Source organism: Chitinophaga hostae (genome assembly GCF_018224885.1).
Lineage (GTDB): Bacteria > Bacteroidota > Bacteroidia > Chitinophagales > Chitinophagaceae > Chitinophaga > Chitinophaga hostae.
The window spans coordinates 94,208-112,475 of the sequence record NZ_JAGTXB010000025.1; the positions used below are offsets into that span (position 1 = coordinate 94,208).

14 protein-coding genes are annotated in these 18,268 nt (G+C 46.7%); 13 read left to right on the forward strand and 1 reads right to left on the reverse strand.

The window, feature by feature from the left end; translation table 11 throughout:
• Positions 1 to 192: 192 nt before the first annotated feature.
• From KE626_RS31145 to KE626_RS31185, 9 genes are all read left to right on the forward strand, one after another.
• Positions 193 to 3,729, forward strand: a complete 3,537-nt coding sequence (locus KE626_RS31145) for a SusC/RagA family TonB-linked outer membrane protein (protein ID WP_211976991.1) — start codon at positions 193 to 195, stop codon at positions 3,727 to 3,729.
• 18 nt (positions 3,730 to 3,747) lie between these two features.
• Positions 3,748 to 5,133, forward strand: a complete 1,386-nt coding sequence (locus tag KE626_RS31150; protein WP_211976992.1) for a RagB/SusD family nutrient uptake outer membrane protein — start codon at positions 3,748 to 3,750, stop codon at positions 5,131 to 5,133.
• A 45-nt stretch (positions 5,134 to 5,178) separates the two neighbouring features.
• Positions 5,179 to 6,108 carry an ABC transporter ATP-binding protein gene (locus KE626_RS31155; protein ID WP_211976993.1) on the forward strand — a complete coding sequence of 310 codons (930 nt, stop codon included), beginning with the start codon at positions 5,179 to 5,181 and terminating at the stop codon, positions 6,106 to 6,108.
• 7 nt (positions 6,109 to 6,115) lie between these two features.
• A complete protein-coding gene (locus KE626_RS31160) occupies positions 6,116 to 8,416 on the forward strand; it encodes a DUF4350 domain-containing protein (RefSeq protein WP_211976994.1) in 2,301 nt (766 codons plus the stop codon).
• Between the two features lie 36 nt (positions 8,417 to 8,452).
• Positions 8,453 to 9,802 (forward strand): MutS-related protein, encoded by a 1,350-nt coding sequence (locus KE626_RS31165; protein WP_211976995.1) that lies wholly within the window; start codon positions 8,453 to 8,455, stop codon positions 9,800 to 9,802.
• Positions 9,799 to 11,130, forward strand: coding sequence for a MutS-related protein (locus tag KE626_RS31170; protein WP_211976996.1), 1,332 nt, complete (start codon positions 9,799 to 9,801; stop codon positions 11,128 to 11,130). Before KE626_RS31165 ends, KE626_RS31170 begins: the two co-directional genes overlap by 4 nt.
• Before the next feature lie 60 nt (positions 11,131 to 11,190).
• On the forward strand, positions 11,191 to 11,967 hold the full coding sequence (locus KE626_RS31175; protein WP_249207827.1) for a helix-turn-helix transcriptional regulator: 777 nt from the start codon (positions 11,191 to 11,193) through the stop codon (positions 11,965 to 11,967).
• 62 nt (positions 11,968 to 12,029) lie between these two features.
• Positions 12,030 to 12,542, forward strand: coding sequence for a DUF4199 domain-containing protein (locus KE626_RS31180; RefSeq protein WP_211976997.1), 513 nt, complete (start codon positions 12,030 to 12,032; stop codon positions 12,540 to 12,542).
• Positions 12,529 to 12,918: an iron chaperone gene (locus KE626_RS31185; RefSeq protein WP_211976998.1), complete on the forward strand. Its 390-nt coding sequence runs from the start codon at positions 12,529 to 12,531 to the stop codon at positions 12,916 to 12,918. Before KE626_RS31180 ends, KE626_RS31185 begins: the two co-directional genes overlap by 14 nt.
• Positions 12,919 to 12,942: 24 nt before the next feature.
• Here KE626_RS31185 and KE626_RS31190 read toward each other — a convergent pair whose 3' ends face one another.
• Positions 12,943 to 14,436: an aminotransferase-like domain-containing protein gene (locus KE626_RS31190; RefSeq protein ID WP_211976999.1), complete on the reverse strand. Its 1,494-nt coding sequence runs from the start codon at positions 14,434 to 14,436 to the stop codon at positions 12,943 to 12,945.
• Between the two features lie 270 nt (positions 14,437 to 14,706).
• On the opposite strand from KE626_RS31190, the gene KE626_RS31195 reads away from it, so the two are divergent.
• The 4 genes from KE626_RS31195 (at position 14,707) to KE626_RS31210 (ending at position 18,178) form a co-directional block, all read left to right on the forward strand.
• Positions 14,707 to 15,318, forward strand: a complete 612-nt coding sequence (locus KE626_RS31195) for a hypothetical protein (protein ID WP_211977000.1) — start codon at positions 14,707 to 14,709, stop codon at positions 15,316 to 15,318.
• Between the two features lie 41 nt (positions 15,319 to 15,359).
• Positions 15,360 to 16,343, forward strand: a complete 984-nt coding sequence (gene bioB, locus KE626_RS31200; protein ID WP_211977001.1) for a biotin synthase BioB — start codon at positions 15,360 to 15,362, stop codon at positions 16,341 to 16,343.
• A 190-nt stretch (positions 16,344 to 16,533) separates the two neighbouring features.
• Positions 16,534 to 17,658: a glycoside hydrolase family 88/105 protein gene (locus KE626_RS31205; protein ID WP_211977002.1), complete on the forward strand. Its 1,125-nt coding sequence runs from the start codon at positions 16,534 to 16,536 to the stop codon at positions 17,656 to 17,658.
• A 46-nt stretch (positions 17,659 to 17,704) separates the two neighbouring features.
• A complete protein-coding gene (locus tag KE626_RS31210) occupies positions 17,705 to 18,178 on the forward strand; it encodes a hypothetical protein (RefSeq protein WP_211977003.1) in 474 nt (157 codons plus the stop codon).
• Positions 18,179 to 18,268 lie beyond the last annotated feature (90 nt).

Sequence of the window (18,268 nt, forward strand, 5' to 3'; positions counted from 1 at the left end):
TGTCAAAAAAAGATAGCCGGTAAATAAAAAGCCGGAAGCGTTGGCGCGCTTCCGGCAGGTAGCCGGTTAAACTTAAAATTTCGGTGTAACGAATTTTTTATCAACCAAACCACAACCAAATTTATGCAAAAAATCGCTCATGTAGAACGAAAGGGATGTCTATTGCCGGTCCCGATCCAAATATTGCGGATTATGAGAATTACTACCTTCTTCCTTTTCGCGTCCTTACTGCACGTTTCCGCAAAATCGTTGTCTCAGGCGGTGACTATTTCCGGGAAGGATATGCCACTGAAAAAAATATTTGATGCAGTGTACAAACAAACCGGATTCGTGGTGTTCAGCAATGACCGGCTCATGGAACGCGCGATCCCTGTATCTATTAACGCAAGGGAAATTCCTTTGCAGGAATTCCTTGAAAACGTATTCAAAAACCAGCCATTAACTTTTTCCATCGACAGTAAAACAATTTTTCTTGCTGAAAAGCCATACCAGCAGGAGCAGGTAGCATTTTCAGATTCTACCGTGATCCCCTTGCTGAAAGGAAAGATCCTGGACTCTGCCGGTCTTCCGGTACCAGATGTTACCGTATCGGTACGTAATACCAAACTGATAGCGGTTACCGACATACAGGGAGATTTCTCTTTTGTAAACGTACCGCGCAATGCCACGCTGGTAGCTACCAACATCGCCTACCAACGCAGGGAATTAAAGCTGGAGGGAAGAAACGCCGTAACCATCCGGCTTTACGCAGAAGTAAAAAAGCTGAGCGAAGTGCAGGTAGTGGTGAATACCGGTTACCAGGCGCTCCCGAAAGAAAGGGCCACCGGCTCATTCGGTATAGTGACAGGCAAACAGCTGGCGCAGGTGCCGGTAGTTAGTATACTCGAACGGCTGCAGGGCATGGTGCCCGGCGTGGAAATTTCTACCAAAACCGCTGCGAATAAGAGTCGTAACGGATCGGTAAGGATTCGTGGCTTGTCGACCATTAAAAGCGAGTATACAAAAGTAAGCACGGATCCGCTGCTGGTGATAGATGGATTCCCATCACAGGTATCCATTGCCAATGGCGCGCTGGACCTGCTCAACCCCGACGATATCGACCAGATCACTTTTCTGAAAGATGCGGCAGCAGCTTCTATATGGGGCATCCAGGCGGCCAACGGCGTCATTGTGATAGCTACAAAAAAGGGAACGCGTAACAGCAAACCGGTGTTTAGTTTCTCTACCACCATGGGTACCAGCAATAAGCCCAGTTTGGGTTATGGTGAAATGATGAGCATAGCAGACTACATCGACCTGGAAAAAGAACTGCTGGATAAAGGAAGATATAACGATCCTGTTCCACGCAGCACCCCGGGAAGTTATTACCCGGAAAATAACAGCCAGGTGCAGGCTATTTATTTCCGTCAAAAACGCGGAGAAATAACAGAAGCGGAGATGAACGCACAGCTGGCAGCATTGGGCGCCACCGATAACCGCTCGCAGATGGAGAAGTACATGATCCAGTCGCCCACCACCCAACAGTATAACCTCTCTGTTTCCGGCGGGGGAGTGAACAGCTCTTACTTCCTGTCGGGCTATTTTTATAAAGAAGACCGTGTTTACAGGAGTAATACCAACAAAGGATATTCCCTGAAAGCAGGCAATACCTCCAGCTTATTGAACGGGCGCGTTACCATCAGCACCGATCTGACTTTCGGTAATACAAGGGATAAAGTAAACGGCGCCGCCGTAAGGGCGATGAGTGTTGCTTCTGGCGGGATGCGGCCTTATGACATGCTCAAAGATGCATCCGGTAACACGATTTATTACGACCTGCTCACGATTCCGTCGACCGCCAGGTACCTTGAAGGCAAAGGATATCTTCCATTCCGCTATTCTCCCATCGATGAGTTACAGTATTCCAATAGTTATAATACGGCCAACAATGTGGCATTGAATATCGCGGTAAATGGCAATATTACGCCCTGGTTAGGGGTAAACATTTCCGGTAACGTAGGAAGAATGTTTACCGAATATGAGCAATACTGGGAGCCGGATAGTTACGACGCCCGCATGCTGGTAAATAAAGCAACGAGCATCAGCGCCACCGGTGCCCGTGTATATGGTGTGCCCCCCGGAGGCAGGCTTGATCTGAGCAACGGTCAGGGAAGAAGTTATAACCTGCGCGGACAGCTCAATGTAAATAAAAATTGGAAGGACAGGCATCAGCTGAATTTGCTGGTAGGTAATGAGATCAGGGAGTCTTACAGTAAGGGCAGCGGAGAAATGCGATTTGGTTACGATAAATCCATCAATGCGTTCCGCAGCGTGAATCCTTTTACAGGATATGTAGATATCTATGGGACTACACAGTCAATCGGCGCTACCACCAGGCCGGTTACTGAAAGCACTACGAGGTCGCTATCGTATTATGCCAACGGATCTTATACGTTTGATAATAAATATACCGTTTCGGGAAGCGCCCGTTTTGATGATTATAACTTACTGGGTGTTGAACGCCGTAAGCGCGCTATTCCGTTGTGGTCGGCCGGTTTGAAATGGAACCTTGGCAAGGAAGAACTGCTAAGCAATATCAGCTGGCTGGATCAGCTGTCGGCACGTTTCACCTATGGCTTTAGCGGCAATGCTCCCCAGGGTTATGCGCCCGTTACCACTATTAATTTACTCGGCGCCGATTATTACACCAACTATAGTTATGGTATTATTGACAAACCTGCCATAGCAAACCTGGGTTGGGAAAAGACACGGATGATCAACTGGGGCCTTGATTTTTCCTTCTTTAAAAACAGGGTGTTCGGGTCTGCGGAATATTATAAAAAACATACCACGGATATCATCTGGCAATTGCCTATTAACGGCACTTATGGTTTTACATCTACTTTATTCAATACTGCTAACCTGGAAGGACATGGAGTGGACCTTGGCATCAATGTAGTGCCTGTTTTGAGTAAAAACTGGAGGTGGACGGCTACCGTCAACATGTCGTACAATACGAATATCATCAAAGATGTACGCTTCGAAAAACCTACTACCTATTTTGCACCGGAGATGCTTTATTCTGGCTATCCAACGGATTACCTGTTTACCTATGCCTGGGCAGGACTGGATAATACCGGTCAGGCGTTGATCTATAACGGTAACGATCGCTCGAAGAAATATTCGGTGGCAGAATTTCCCTATGAAAATTCCCGTGTTTATTCGGGACGCACCACCTCTCCCTGGTTTGGAAGCTTCAGCCACTCTGTACAATACAAAGGCTTTGACCTCAATGTACAGTTCCAGTGCGCGTTCGGTGGTGTTTTCCTGAAACCGTCGCTACAGGATCTCGGATATAGTAATAACCTTTTTGCGGGAAGAAACGGCGACCTGGCGAATCGTTGGAGGAAGCCGGGAGACGAAGCATTTACCAACGTGCCGGGACTGGCATTTGGCGCTAACACAAGTTTCTATACCAGCACTGCCCGGTACAGGGAATCTGATCTGCTGGTGAGAAGTCGCAGTAATGTAAAGTTACAACAGGTGATGCTGTCGTACTCGATTCCCGCTGCTTTACTGGGGAAGGCCGGTTTGAAGAGTGTGACTGTTTCCGCAGTAGCCCGCAACCTGGGGATGATCTGGGTAGCCAATAAAGAAAAGCTCGATCCTGATTATCTCTATGTAACCGGGAACAACTACCAGCTTCCTCCATTAACCAACTATTCGTTTAGAGTTGCACTGAGTTTCTAATCCATTAAACTACAAAGTATGCGTCGATATAAAATAGTGATTGCTTTTTTATTAGTTAACACAGGCATGACTTCCTGCCGTAAATATGTGGAGGATGTGCCGGTACAGGGCCAGCGGGTGCTGGTATATACGGAAGATTACCGTGCCTTGATGAATGCGAGTGGCGACAGGCAGGAGGTGGCATTTGGGCTGGCGCCGCTGATGAGCTCCGACGATGTGGACCTGAGTGCTGCAGAGATCCAGAATAATTTTAAAACCAACAATATTCAAACGGCCATTTACACGTGGCGTAAACCTTTTTATACAGATCTTGGACAGGATAACGACTGGAACGCGATGTATGCTGCCATGTATACCTACAACGTGGTGATAGATGGCGTAATGGACAGCAAAGGAGGAGACCAGCTGTTAAAGCAAACGATCCTGTCGGAAGCGCTGATGCATAGGGCCTTTACTTATTTCAGCCTGGTTAACCTGTATGGAAAACAGTACGATGCTGCCACCGCAGAAACCGACCTGGGTGTGCCTTTAATGCTCAAGGCAGCGCTGTTTGTGAACCTGAAAAGAGCATCGGTGAAACAGGTGTATGAACAGGTGATGAAAGATATCAGGGCTGCTATTCCGATCCTGCCGGTTAAACAGGATATTAATTTCAGACCCAATAAGCCCTCGGCGTATGCATTGTTGTCTAAAGTATATCTCAATATGCGGGATTTTCCCAATGCTGCTGCTTTTGCTGATAGTACACTGGCCTTATCCAACACCCTGTATAATTATAATATCGCTTTTAACGGGGGCAATTTTATTTTCCCTTCCCAGTTTGAAGATAAACAGATCCTGTTGCGGAAAGTGCCCCGCGTGACCTTTAGCGCGCCGCAGTTAAGCCAGGCGATACTGGATTTGCTTGGTACAAAGGATTTGCGCTATCAGCTTTTTGTAAAGCAAGGCGGCTCGTTTTATCCTGCATTTACCGGCCAGGGATTTTGGTCCCGGGAAAAATATTCAGGTCCGCCGGACAAGCCGGCAGTAGGCCTTTCCGTAAATGAAACCTGGCTGATAAAGGCGGAATGCCTTGCCCGCGCGGGTAAAAAAGACGAGGCGGTGGATATGTTGAATACACTTCGTAAGCTGCGCTTTCTGCCTGCCGATTATACCGACCTTTCTGCGGCCACTGCAGCAGACGCGCTGCAGCTGGTAGTGAATGAACGCCGCCGTGAATTCTTTGGTTCAGGGCTGCGCTGGTTTGATCAGCGCCGGCTGAACAAGGATGCTCAATTCGCTAAAACAGTTACCCGTGTATTTGACGGAAACACTTACACGTTGGCGCCCAACAGTAACAACTATGTATTTCCACTGGCCAATATACTGATTGCCCAGAATCCGGAAATAGAACAGAACCCATAGTAAAGGACAGGCTTACATCTACCCGAAAAATTATAAAATAAACAAATGGAAAGTATTGTCAGAATTGAAAAGTTATCCCACAGATACAGTACCTCCTGGGCCATCCGTGATATCAACATGGAGATTGGCCCCACGGGGATTGTAGGATTACTTGGCTCAAACGGAGCAGGAAAATCCACCACCATGAATATTGTATGCGGAGCGTTGAATCAAACGGAAGGCGATGTTTATATCAATGGGATTAACATGAAAGAACATCCGCAGCAGGCCAAAAGAGAGATCGGGTTTCTCCCGCAAAATCCTCCGTTGTACATGGACCTGACGGTAGACGAGTATCTCAGTTATTGCGCCGGTCTGCGGCACCTGCCAAAAGATAAAATGAAACCCGCTATAAAGGAAGCAAAAGAACGTTGCGGTATTGATCATTTCAGCAAAAGATTAATCCGCAACCTTTCCGGTGGTTACCGGCAACGGGTGGGCATCGCGCAGGCGATTGTGCACCGTCCCCGGCTGGTGGTGCTGGACGAACCCACCAACGGGCTCGATCCCAATCAGATCATTGAAGTGCGGTCGCTGATCAAAGATATTGCCCGCGACAGGGCCGTCATTTTTTCTTCTCATATCCTGTCGGAAGTACAGATACTGTGTAAGGAAATCAGGATGATCGAAAATGGAAGGATTGTTTTCTCAGATACGATGGACACCTTTAACAACTACGTAGAGCCACACAGCTTGCTGGTACACATGGAAAACCCGCCGATAGTAACGGAGTTAACAAAAATTAATGGCGTTACACAGGTGGAGTTTTTGACGGAAAGACAGTTGCGCATTTATTTCAGCGGCGACCAGGATATCACCGAGAAAATTGTGGCTGCATCCGTACATAACGGCTGGCGGCTCCGCGAGATCAGTCTCGATAAAAGTGCGCTTGATGAAATATTTAAGCAGTTATCCCATCCATCATCCAAACAATAATCCTTTAATGAAGACGATATTCAGAATAGCTAAGACAGAGTTACGCACCTTGTTTTATTCTCCCATTGCGTGGTTTTTAATGATTGTATTCCTCATCCAGTGTGGCGTAACCTACCTGGGTACGGTGGAGGCTGTAGCAAGAGAGCAGGAGGCGGGCGGAAAATTTTTCGGCAGCGTGGTAGAATATGTTTTCCTGAGTAACCAGGGCATGTTAGGTGGGGTACTGCGTAATCTATACCTCTATATTCCGTTGTTAACAATGGGTTTGATCAGCCGGGAAACCAGCAGTGGAACCATCAAGTTGTTGTATTCTTCACCTATCCGGGTAAGGGAAATTGTGTTTGGGAAGTTCCTGGCCATGATGATCTACAGTCTTTTGCTGGTGGCCATCCTGGCGGTTTTCGTCGGTTCCGCCATGTTCCAGGTAAAGTCCCCTGATACCGGGCTGCTGATGAGTTCTCTTCTCGGCGTATACCTGTTGCTTTGTGCCTATTCGGCCATCGGGTTGTTTATGTCCTGCCTGACCACGTACCAGGTGGTAGCAGCAGTTTGCACATTTGTGATGATCGGCCTGTTGTCTTATGTTGGGTCGCTCTGGCAGGATATTGCTTTTGTACGCAACCTGACTTATTTCCTTTCCATTTCCGGTCGCACGGGAAAAATGTTGGTGGGGCTGATTACCACGAAGGATGTGATTTATTTCCTGGCCATCGTTTATCTCTTTCTTGGGCTCAGCATCTATAAAATAAAAGCGGGCATGGAGTCGAAACCGCCGATGGTAAAGGCGGGGAGGTATGTTTTTGTGGTGGTATCCACGCTGGTGATCGGTTACTTCAGCTCCGTTCCTTCGCTGGTGGGCTATTATGATGCTACCCGTGCCAAGGAAAGAACGCTCACGCCCAATGCACAGAAAATTATAAAGGAACTGGGAGATGAACCACTGGAGGTTACTGCTTATAATAACCTCCTGGGTCGTCACTGGGACCTGGGCAGTCCCGAGTCATATAACCAGAACCTGGCCCGCTGGGAACCTTACACCCGGTTCAAACACAACATTGAATTGAAAACGGTGCTATATTATGATTCGTCCTATGAAAACCCAGGTATGTTCCGATACTATCCCGGTAAAACGCTGGAGCAGGTAGCGAAGCAATACGCCGATAGTAAGGATCTTACGATGGATCTGTTTAAAACGCCTGCGGAGATACGCAAGATGGTTGACCTGAAACCGGAGTTGAATCGCTATGTTATGCAACTGAAGTATAAGGGGAGGACTACCTTCCTGCGGGTGTTTGACGATAACCGGCAATGGCCCGGTGAAACGGAGGTGTCGGCTGCATTTAAACGCCTGTTACAGGCAAAGATGCCCAAAATAATTTTCCTGACCGGGCACCTGGAGAGAAATATAAATAAGCTGGGAGACAGGGAATATAAGGTACTCACCAACCTGACTACTTTTCGTAATTCACTCCTGAACCAGGGATTTGATGTAGATACCCTGTCGTTAGACGCGCAGGAAATTCCCGCAGGTATTTCCGCTTTGGTACTTGCAGATCCCAAGGTCGCCCTGACGGCTGCCAATATGCAGAAACTGCAACAATACGTAAATAACGGCGGCAACCTGCTGGTAGCAGGTGAACCGGGCAAACAATCCATATTAAATCCTTTTCTCCGGCAGCTGGGAGTGCAGTTGATGGATGGTATATTGGTGCAAACCAGTAAAGATCTGCAACCGGAACTGGTATCGCCTTACCTCACCGCTACCGCTGCTTCGTTTTATCCGGCATTGATTCACGCGCATCATGATAGTGCAATGGTTTCCATGCCGCGGGTAACAGCGCTTTCGTATGCAGATACCGGCGCCTTCAGCATCAAGCCTTTGCTGGTAACAAACATAAAAACCTGTTGGCTGAAAAAAGATAACCTCGTAACAGATTCAGCGGAAATTGTTTTTTCCCCCGAAAATGGAGATGAGCAAAAAACTTTTGCTACAGCAGTTTCCCTGACGCGTAAAGTGAACAATAAAGAGCAGCGCATCGTCGTAACCGGCGACGCCGACTTCATGGCTAATGCAGAGTTACAGCGATTTAATATGCGGGCGGCAAACTTTGTATTTAACACAGCGCTATTCAGCTGGCTCAGTTATGGAGAATATCCGATCGACAGTACCCGTCCTAAACCGGAAGATACCGCGGTACTCTTAACAAAAGCACAGGTGAAGTTCCTGCGGATCATTTACCTGTGGGTGTTACCGGGTGTTTTGCTGGCATTCGGGGCCATCCTGCTTATCAGGCGGAAAAGGAAGTAGTCAGAAAAATGGTGGCAGGTTTAAATTTTTTATAAGATGATTTTTAATACAGATAAGCAAACCCTTACGGATCTCAATATATTGGGAAAGCCTGGCGCTGAATCGGTTTATACTATTTTTAACCATACCAGTACCCGTGGCGGCGCTGCTATACTGGAAAATATGTTCAGGTATCCGCTCGCAGAGCGTGCCGCTATCAATAACAGGAGTAGTAAGATCCGGTTCTTTCAGTCTGTCAACGCCGGTTTTCCGTTCAGGAGCGGCTTGTTTGACGTGATAGAAACCTACCTGGCTATGCAGGACGACCGTACCCGTTTATCGATGGAAGAGAATACGCTGGCCAGGAAGTTTAACAACCTGTTAGCAGCAGATAATAATTTCAAAGCGATCAGCGACGGGATCCGGTCGGTAATTGAAATGCTGCATATGCTGCAGGGTTTTCTTCTTCATATGGCAGCCATATCGGATAATAACCCCTACCAGCCGGAGATGGAGGACATGAAAGAGGTCCTCCGGTATCCGGCCCTGGGGCCGGTGTTAAAGGAACAGGCAAACAGTAAGCTGTCTTACGCCAAAGTGGTGGAATATGATCAGCTCCTGCGATTCAGGCTTAGAACTGAGCTCAACAGGATCTTATCGCTGATCTATCACCTGGACGTATATATTACGGTGGCGAGGGTAGCTTCACAAAGGAAGTTGGTATTCCCGGTAGCATTGGATGCGGGTAGTCATCATATACGCCTGGAAGGTGTTTACCATCCGCAGGTAAAAAATGCGGTAGCCAACACTATTCATATCACGCCGGAGAACAACATTATTTTTTTAACCGGTGCCAATATGGCGGGGAAGTCCACCTTTATGAAATCATTGGGTATCGCGATGTTCCTGGCTCATATGGGCTTTCCCGTGGCCGCAGAAAAAATGGAGTTTGCGGTAAGGGAAGGTATTTACACTACTATAAACCTGCCGGATGATCTTTCCTCCGGCAGCAGTCATTTTTATACGGAGGTATTACGCATAAAGGCGATCGCCAGGGAACTGGCGAAAGGAAAGAACCTGTTTCTCATCTTCGATGAACTATTCAGGGGAACCAATGTAAAAGATGCCTATGAAGGCACAGTTGCAGTCACTGCCGCTTTTGCGGAAAGAGAGAATTGCATTTTTATAATTTCTACCCATATCACGGAAGCGGGAGAAGCCCTGAAAGCTCAGTGTAATAATATTCACTTTATTTTTCTGCCTACAGGAATGGAAAATAACAGGCCCGTTTATACGTACCGGTTAGCCGAAGGAGTTACCACCGACAGGCATGGAATGGTGATTATCAATAATGAAGGAATACTGGATATCATCAGCAAAAAAAAGATAAAAAATAAAGAGGCATGAGTTTTTTCGCAGACAAACAAACGCTTGATGATCTGAACATTTCCGGTAAGTATAACCATAAATCTGTTTACCGTATGTTCGACACCGTTACTACCGGTGGCGGCAGGAAGTTGCTGGAACAGATGTTCAGGCAGCCCTTAACAGATCATGCGGCTATCAATGACCGCAGCAGTATCTTCCAGTACTTCGGCAGGAATGCGGTAACATTTCCGTTTGGTACGGAAGCATTTGAGGTGGTAGAAAACTATCTTAGTTCCGGCATCAGCGGCAGTATGCCAGCTACGGCATGGAATATTATATCTGTAAGGCTGCTTAAAACGGTGATCCGCGATACCCGCTATGATTTATTGGTAACAGGGGTGGGCAAAACGATTGCCTTGTTGAAGGTGTTCAGGGAGTTCATTTGCCAGTTAGCAGCATCAGGCGCCTATAGCCCTGTGCAGGCGCACATTGAAAAAATCCGGGAAATATTTAATGATAAGCGGCTGCAATGGCTTAACGATGCACAAGATGTAGCACAGATATCGCCTTTAAGGCTGATCAGGTACGACTACCTGTTAAGAACCGCCTGTCAGAACGAGATGAAAACCCTGGTAGATATTATCTATGAATTCGACGTATATATAGCGGTAGCCGCCGTAGGGCGGACAAAGCACTTCTGTTATGCAAGGGCTGCACCCAAACATAAAAATGTAATCAACATCAGTGGTTTGTTTCATCCGTCATTGGAAAAACCGGTGTCGAACCATATTTCCTTTCAGCAGGAATGTAACGTCGCTTTTCTCACCGGGGCGAATATGGCCGGGAAATCCACCTTTATGAAGTCGTTCGGCATCGCGGTGTATCTTTCGCATATGGGATTCCCCGTGGCAGCAGAAAAAATGGAGTTCTCGGTAAAAGATGGCCTCTTTTCCACGATCAATGTGCCCGACAGTCTCGAGCATGGATACAGTCATTTTTATGCGGAAGTGCTGCGGGTGAAAAGCGTTGCTGAGCAGGTAGGCGCGTCGAAAGACCTGGTGGTGCTTTTCGATGAGTTATTCAAAGGCACGAATGTAAAAGATGCCTTTGACGCTACATTGGCTATTACCGCTGCTTTTTCAGAAAATACGAACTGCTTTTTTATTATCTCGTCGCATATCATTGAAGTAGGGGAAGCGTTAAAGGAGCGGGGAGGAAGCTACCAGTTTTTATACCTGCCAACAGTGATGGAGGGTAATGTTCCCAGGTATACTTATCAACTGCAACCAGGCATTACTGCAGACCGCCATGGGATGGTTATTATTGAAAATGAGGGGTTGATAGGGTTGATCCGTAAGCGGGAGTAGGTTTGCCGACGCAATTAAAATAGCTTGAACAGCAAACAGTGGAGAAAATTGCATTCCGCAATGTATATTGCGGATGTATCTTCCCCTGGTCAGGAAGCTATTGGCAGGGAGCTACATCAATACATAAACCACATGATTGACAACGATACCAAGCGGCTTTCCAGGCTTGCTGCCATCCTCACGCAGTTACAGGCAAAACGGCTCCTGACAGCTAAAATGCTGGCCGAAAAATTTGATGTAACAACCCGGACAATCTACCGCGATATTAAAGCATTAGAGCAGGCAGGTGTGCCTGTTTTGACGGAAGAGGGGAAAGGCTACTCTTTAATGGAAGGCTATCGGCTGCCTCCCATAATGCTTACAGAGAGCGAAGCAAATGCTTTAATTACGGCTGAACAATTCATATTGAACAACAAAGACGAATCGTTAGCCACAGCATATGCCGGCGCGATCAATAAAATAAAGGCGGTATTGAATTATGTTACGAAAGATAAGGCTGATCTGCTCTCAAACAGGATCGTTGTCAAGAACAATTACGAAAGAACCAAAGTAAGTACCCATTTATCTCAATTACAATTGGCGTTAACAAACTTCAACCCCGTCAAAATTGAATACCTGAAATCGGACACGGATACCCCGTCGGAGAGGATCATAGAACCTTTCTTTTTGTATCACAGTACGCAGGAGAATTGGTTGATAGTGGCCTTTTGCAGAATGAGAAAAGACTTTAGGGCATTCAGGCTTGACAGGATCCATAGCCTGGTGACAATGAGCGGGGAGTTTGAACCCCATAAAATGACTATCTCACAATATTTTAAAAATCATGAAGTAAAATAGACCTATGACATAGGGCTGTCGCAATGCCATTTTAACTTTGTCCATCACCAACAAATATAATGATGGAAAAGATTAAAATCGAAATCCAATGGGCATTCGTATATGCCGTCATGACCTTAACCTGGGCCGGACTGGGCAAACTGCTGGGGTTTATGGACAGCAAAATAGCTTACAGCCTGCTGTACAATACGCTTATTTTAATTCCATCTTTTGTAATTTACCTGTTGGCGGCATTTGCCAAACGAACAGCGCAGGGTGGAATTATACGATTCAGACAGGTATTTATCAGCGGCCTGGTGATGACGGGGTTCATTACTATTTTGGGTATTTTCACTACTATCATTTTTTTGAAGATCATCGCTCCTGGTTTCTTTGAGCACTCCATTAATTATGTAACTACTCATAACAAGATGCCCAGGGAGCAGGCATTGGCACAATTTAATTTAAACTCATTTATTATCCAGGGTATTTTGGGCGCTATTGTAACGGGGGGTATTTTCTCGCTCATAACAAGTTTCATCGTCAGGAAAAAAGCAATAACTTTAATTAAAACAACATCACATGGCAACAGATAAAATGAAGTTTAACACTGTTGACGAATACATGGCAACGCTTCCTGAAGAAGCCGGGGCTGTTTTAGAAAAAGTAAGACAAATAATACTTGAAACAGCTCCCGGCGCAGAAGAGGTGATCAGCTATCAACTCCCGGCGTTGCGGTTTCATGGGATGCTGATTTATTACTCTGCCTATAAAGAACATTATTCCCTTTCATTCCCGAGCGGTACGCTTTTTAAAGACCTGGCGAAAGACCTGGAGGGTTATGAACTTGGAAAATCAACCGTAAAGTTCCTGTTAAACAAGCCCATTCCTAAAAAGCTTATTCAGGCGATAGTTAAGCATAGAATGGCAGAAAATCTTGAGCGGGAAATAACCGCTAAGAAGAAAAAGTAAAATCAGTGGGCGTATCGTGATCGCTCATCGTCCCCATTGTTCCAATACTCCTTGTCTCAATATCTGGATGCTATTTTCCGCTTCCTGCAATGTAAAATGTCCAAATCCCAGTCGCATCGCAGTAAGTTCCTTATGCTGGTATAGCAATGTTTTGGGTATAAACAGGTTGTTCCGGGCGCAGGATTTACTTAGCTGCATCAGGTTGATGGGTTGTTTCCAGCGGGTCCAAACGGCGAGGCCGCCGGCCGGCTTTTTGAATTCGATGAATTCATGGAGCTGATCCTGCAATATATTCACAATATGGTCCCTGCGTTCCTGGTATACCTTGAGTGATTTTTTCAGGTACCGGTGTATTTCTCCGGCTTCGATCATTTCCCCCAATACCTGTTCCATCAGTACATCGCCCTGCCTGTCGATGATGCCCAAATGTTTCCTCATTTCGATCATCAGGTTTTCAGGGGCTACAATAAATCCTGTTCTGAATCCCGGTGCGAGCGATTTACCGAATGCGCCGATGTATACCACCATGCCGTTGCTGTCGGCGCTGGCCAGGGGCAGTACCGGGCTGTTGTCGTAGTGAAAATCGTAGTCATAATCATCTTCCAGGATGATGAACCCGAATTCGGTGGCCAGGTTAAGCAGCGCAATGCGCCGGGAAGCGCTGAGGGGTACAGTAGTGGGGTAGTGGTGATGCGGTGTGATATACAACATCCGTATCTTATGTTTGTTACAGATATCGCGGACGGCCGCTACGTCGATCCCTTCATCGTCAATAGGAACAGACATGATCCTGGCGCCGGATTTCTGGAAAATCATGTTCACAGAAAAGTAGCTCAGTGATCCGACGAGCACGATGTCGCCGGGCGATAATAATATTTCGGAAGTAATGAATACACTCATTTCCGTGCTGCGTGTAATCAGGATATTGTCTTTAGAGATATGCAGTCCGCGCGACTGGTTCAGGTAGTTAGACAGGTGTTGCTTAAAAAATTCGCTGCCATCATGGTTGAAGTAACCCAGTTTTTTATGGTTAATTTTTCTTTTCAGGTTGGCGCTGTACAAGCTGGACAAATGACTGATCTGGGTAAGCCGTATATCGGGGGTGCCATCATTGAACACATATTCGCAGGAGGAGTGTTCAAAGGGATTATCCAACAGGTTGGATTTTTTGAACGGGAACCCGGTTTCTTTGGGATAGTGGGCCAGCTGGTGCTCCCCGGGGCTGCCAATCTTCTGTGGCCGTGGATCTATTTTGCCGATGATGAAAGTGCCTTTGTTGGGGCGTGATTGTACCCAGCCCTGGGCGTCCAGTTCTTCATATACCGCCACAATGGTGTTTCGGTTTACTTCCAGCAAGTCGCTGAAATGCCTGGTACCCGGAAGCCTGGTGCCGGTAACCAGGAAGCCCCGTTGGATCGCGTTGATCAGCTGGTGGGCGATCTGTAAATAAATGGCGGTCCCCGACTGTCTGTCTATCTGCACAAAACTTTTATATGGAACCTGTACCGGACTATTCATGGTATTATTTATAAGATAGTATAATGGTCCGGCAAGATATTTTATTTAGCTGACAGTTTAGTTGAATTAATTTATTTTTAATATATAGATGGTTTATTATTTATCTTATAGTAAAAAATAAAATAGGCGTAGAGAGATTATCCGGCGATGAAGGTAATGTAACAGCGCACCATTTGGAGAGAAAAATAAACCGGACTAGCTGAAATATGAAAACTGGCCTAGTTGAGTCATCCGGTAAGCGCCTACTTTTGGCTGGAAACAGAACTGAATATGCAAGATATACTCCCGCAGATTGTTGGTCGCGATACCCTTCACGCCAGGTGGTTAAATACCCTTTCTTTTATGGAGAATGCCGGCGCCCGGAAAATATCCGCCTGTGAGCATCCTGTGCTGGTAGACTTTATACAGCTGAAACATGCGGCCGAAGAACACCGTCACGCCTATTACCTGAAAAAGCAAATTGCCAAAATAGATACTGAAAACTGCAAGACTTACCAGCGCCATGAGCTGCTGGCGCCCAATCAAACCCGGCAATACCTGCACCAGCTGGACGTGCAAACCTGCCGCTATCTAAAAAAGGCTTTCGGTTTGGAAGGCCAGCAGCTGAAATATGCAGCCTATCTTTTTGTTACCTATGCCATAGAAGTACGTGCAGACCTGCTTTACCCCGTATACCAGGCGGCGCTCGACCAGGCACAGAGTAAAGTGATGGTACGCTCCATCATCCTGGAAGAAGAAGGGCATTTGGAAGAAATGATCAATCAGCTCAACAGGTTTGATCCAAACTGGGAAGCACATGCAGCACACGTACAGGGGCTGGAACAGCAACTGTTTGATGAATGGCTCGCCGCCATTGGCCGGGAATTGCTCCAATACGCATAATTACAGGAACCTACTACTTATAATCCACTCAATAACGCACCATGACATCAGTTATCAGAAATGACTGGACCCTGGAAGAAATCCAGGCCATATACGACCAACCTTTGCTGGAACTGGTTTTCCAGGCAGCTACCGTACACCGTGAACGGCATTCTGCCAAAGAAATACAGGTGTGTACGCTTCTATCCATCAAAACCGGCGGATGCCCTGAAGACTGCTCCTACTGCGGACAGGCAGCCAGGTATCATACCGATATTAAAGTGCAGGCATTACTGCCCACCGAAACCGTGATCGCTCACGCCCAAAAAGCAAAAGATACAGGATCTACCCGTTTCTGTATGGCAGCCGCATGGCGTGAGGTAAGGGATAACAAAGACTTCGACCGTGTAATAGATATGGTAAAAGGTGTAAATGATCTGGGCCTGGAAGTATGTTGCACGCTCGGTATGCTCACGGAAGAACAGGCCGTTCGCCTGCAGGAAGCCGGTCTGTACGCCTACAATCACAATCTCGATACATCCGAGGATTACTATAAGGAAATTATTTCCACCCGGAAATTTGATAACAGGATCAACACCATCAACAATGTCCGCAAAGCCGGTATCACAGTATGTTCAGGTGGTATCATCGGTTTGGGGGAAACACACCGCGACCGTATTTCCATGCTGCTCACACTGGCTACCATGCCTAAGCACCCGGAATCCGTACCCATTAATGCATTGGCGAGAGTGAAAGGCACACCGCTGGAAGACAATCCAAAAGTAGATGCCTGGGACATGGTGCGCATGATCGCTACTGCCAGGATAGTAATGCCCGCATCTACCGTACGCCTCACTGCTGGTCGTATTGAAATGACGGAGTCTGAGCAGGCCTGGTGCTTTATGGCGGGCGCCAATTCTATCTTTACCGGCGAACGTCAAACATTGCTGGTAACACCTAATCCCGGTGTAACAGAAGATATGCAGATGCTGCAAAACCTGGGATTAGAGCCTAAGCTGAGTAAGAAGGAAGTGTCGTCCTGTTAAGCGACGGAACTAACTGCAATAGCTATACATTTTACACGGGATTCTCTTTTGATGAGCAAAAGAGAATCCCGTTTTGTTTTCCCCATCGATAAAACATTTCTTTCCTGTTTAAATATAATCTTCCTTTTTAATTGTTATTTCGACAGTTATAACCTATCTTATCTCCATCAACTAAACGAACATTCCACACATGAAAAACCTGTTTGTTATTACATGCCTGATCAGCCAGCTGGCCTATGCTCAGTCTAAAAAAGATGTCCTCGCCGCGATGCGCCTCACCAACCACTATTTTATGCAGCAATGGCCCGATCCCGGTAAACCGACTTTTACCAATAAAGAACGTCCCTCGAACCTCTGGACCCGCGCGGTATACTACGAAGGCCTCATGGCGCTTTACGCTATCGATAAACAAAGTACTTATTACGATTATGCTGTGTCCTGGGGAAGCAGCCATCAATGGGGGCTGTGGGGCGGCACCACTGTTCGGAATGCGGATAACCAGTGCTGCGGACAAACCTACATAGATCTGTATCTCATCGACAAAAAAGAAGAGCGGATCAAAGATATTAAGGCCGCAATGGATAACATGAAAGCCGGTGCTAAAGTGGATGACTGGTGGTGGATCGATGCGCTGCAAATGGCGATGCCGGTCTATGCCCGGCTGGGTGTGCTGTACAAAGATACCAGCTATTTTAACAGGATGTATACCATGTATGCCTATACGAAATATAACCATGGAGGTAAAGGCTTATATAATTCCGCCGATCACCTGTGGTGGAGAGATAAGGATTTTGTTCCTCCCTACAAGGAGCCGAACGGAGAAGATTGTTACTGGAGCCGGGGAAATGGCTGGGTGGTAGCAGCATTGGTGCGCACGCTGGATCTCTTGCCGGCTAATGATCCGCATTACCAGGAATACCTTCAGGATTACAGGGATATGCTGCATGCGCTGCTGCCCATCCAGCGGCCGGATGGCTGCTGGAACGCCAGTTTGCATGATGCGGATAACTATGGCGGTATGGAGCTTACAGGTACTTCGCTGTTTGTATATGGCATGGCCTGGGGAATCAATCATCGCGTGATTGATAGCAAAACCTACCTGCCGGTTGTGCAAAAAGCATGGAAAGCGCTGACCCAAAACTGTATTGATACGAATGGCCGCCTGGGTTATGTACAGGGAACAGGTAAAGAGCCGAAAGATGGTCAGCCGGTTAGCTTTGATAAAGTTCCTGATTTTGAAGACTATGGCCTGGGATGCTTTTTGCTGGCGGGCAGCGAAGTGTATAAACTACAGGATATAAAGCAAAAACATTAACTTGGTAATGCTACCACTATTTTATTAACCACTATATCTTTCCCCTATGAGCATTTTAGGTATTGTACACACCGTAATTGCCGTTATCGCTTTATTATTTGCTGCCGCCGCATTGATAAAAGAGGGCATCATCAATCCCTTTTCTTCTGCCGGTAAAATATACAGTATCCTGACAGCGGTTGCCAGTATTACCTCCTTCGGGCTTTCCAAGGCCGGCGGCTTTAACCCCGGCCATGCTATTGGCATACTGATACTCATTTTATTGGGTGTTGCTTATTTACTTGGCCGGAAGGCATCGGAGAAAAGAGGGCTTTTCTTAACACAGGTATTTTGTATGACGCTCACCCTGTTTCTTTCCCTGATACCCGCAGTAAACGAAACTTTATCCCGCCTGCCGGTAGGACATCCGCTGGCCGACGGCCCAACTTCACCGCTGGTTCAAAATTGCATAAAGGGCTTACTTGTATTGCTGGTGATCGGACTTGGGTTACAGTTTTTTAAAGTGAAGAGAGCTGGATGAAGAACAGGGGAGTGTTGAAGAAGTAGCGTTATATACCACCAATGCAGCAGGCTTCAAACCACCCGGTTTAATGCCTGCTGCACTTGAAAA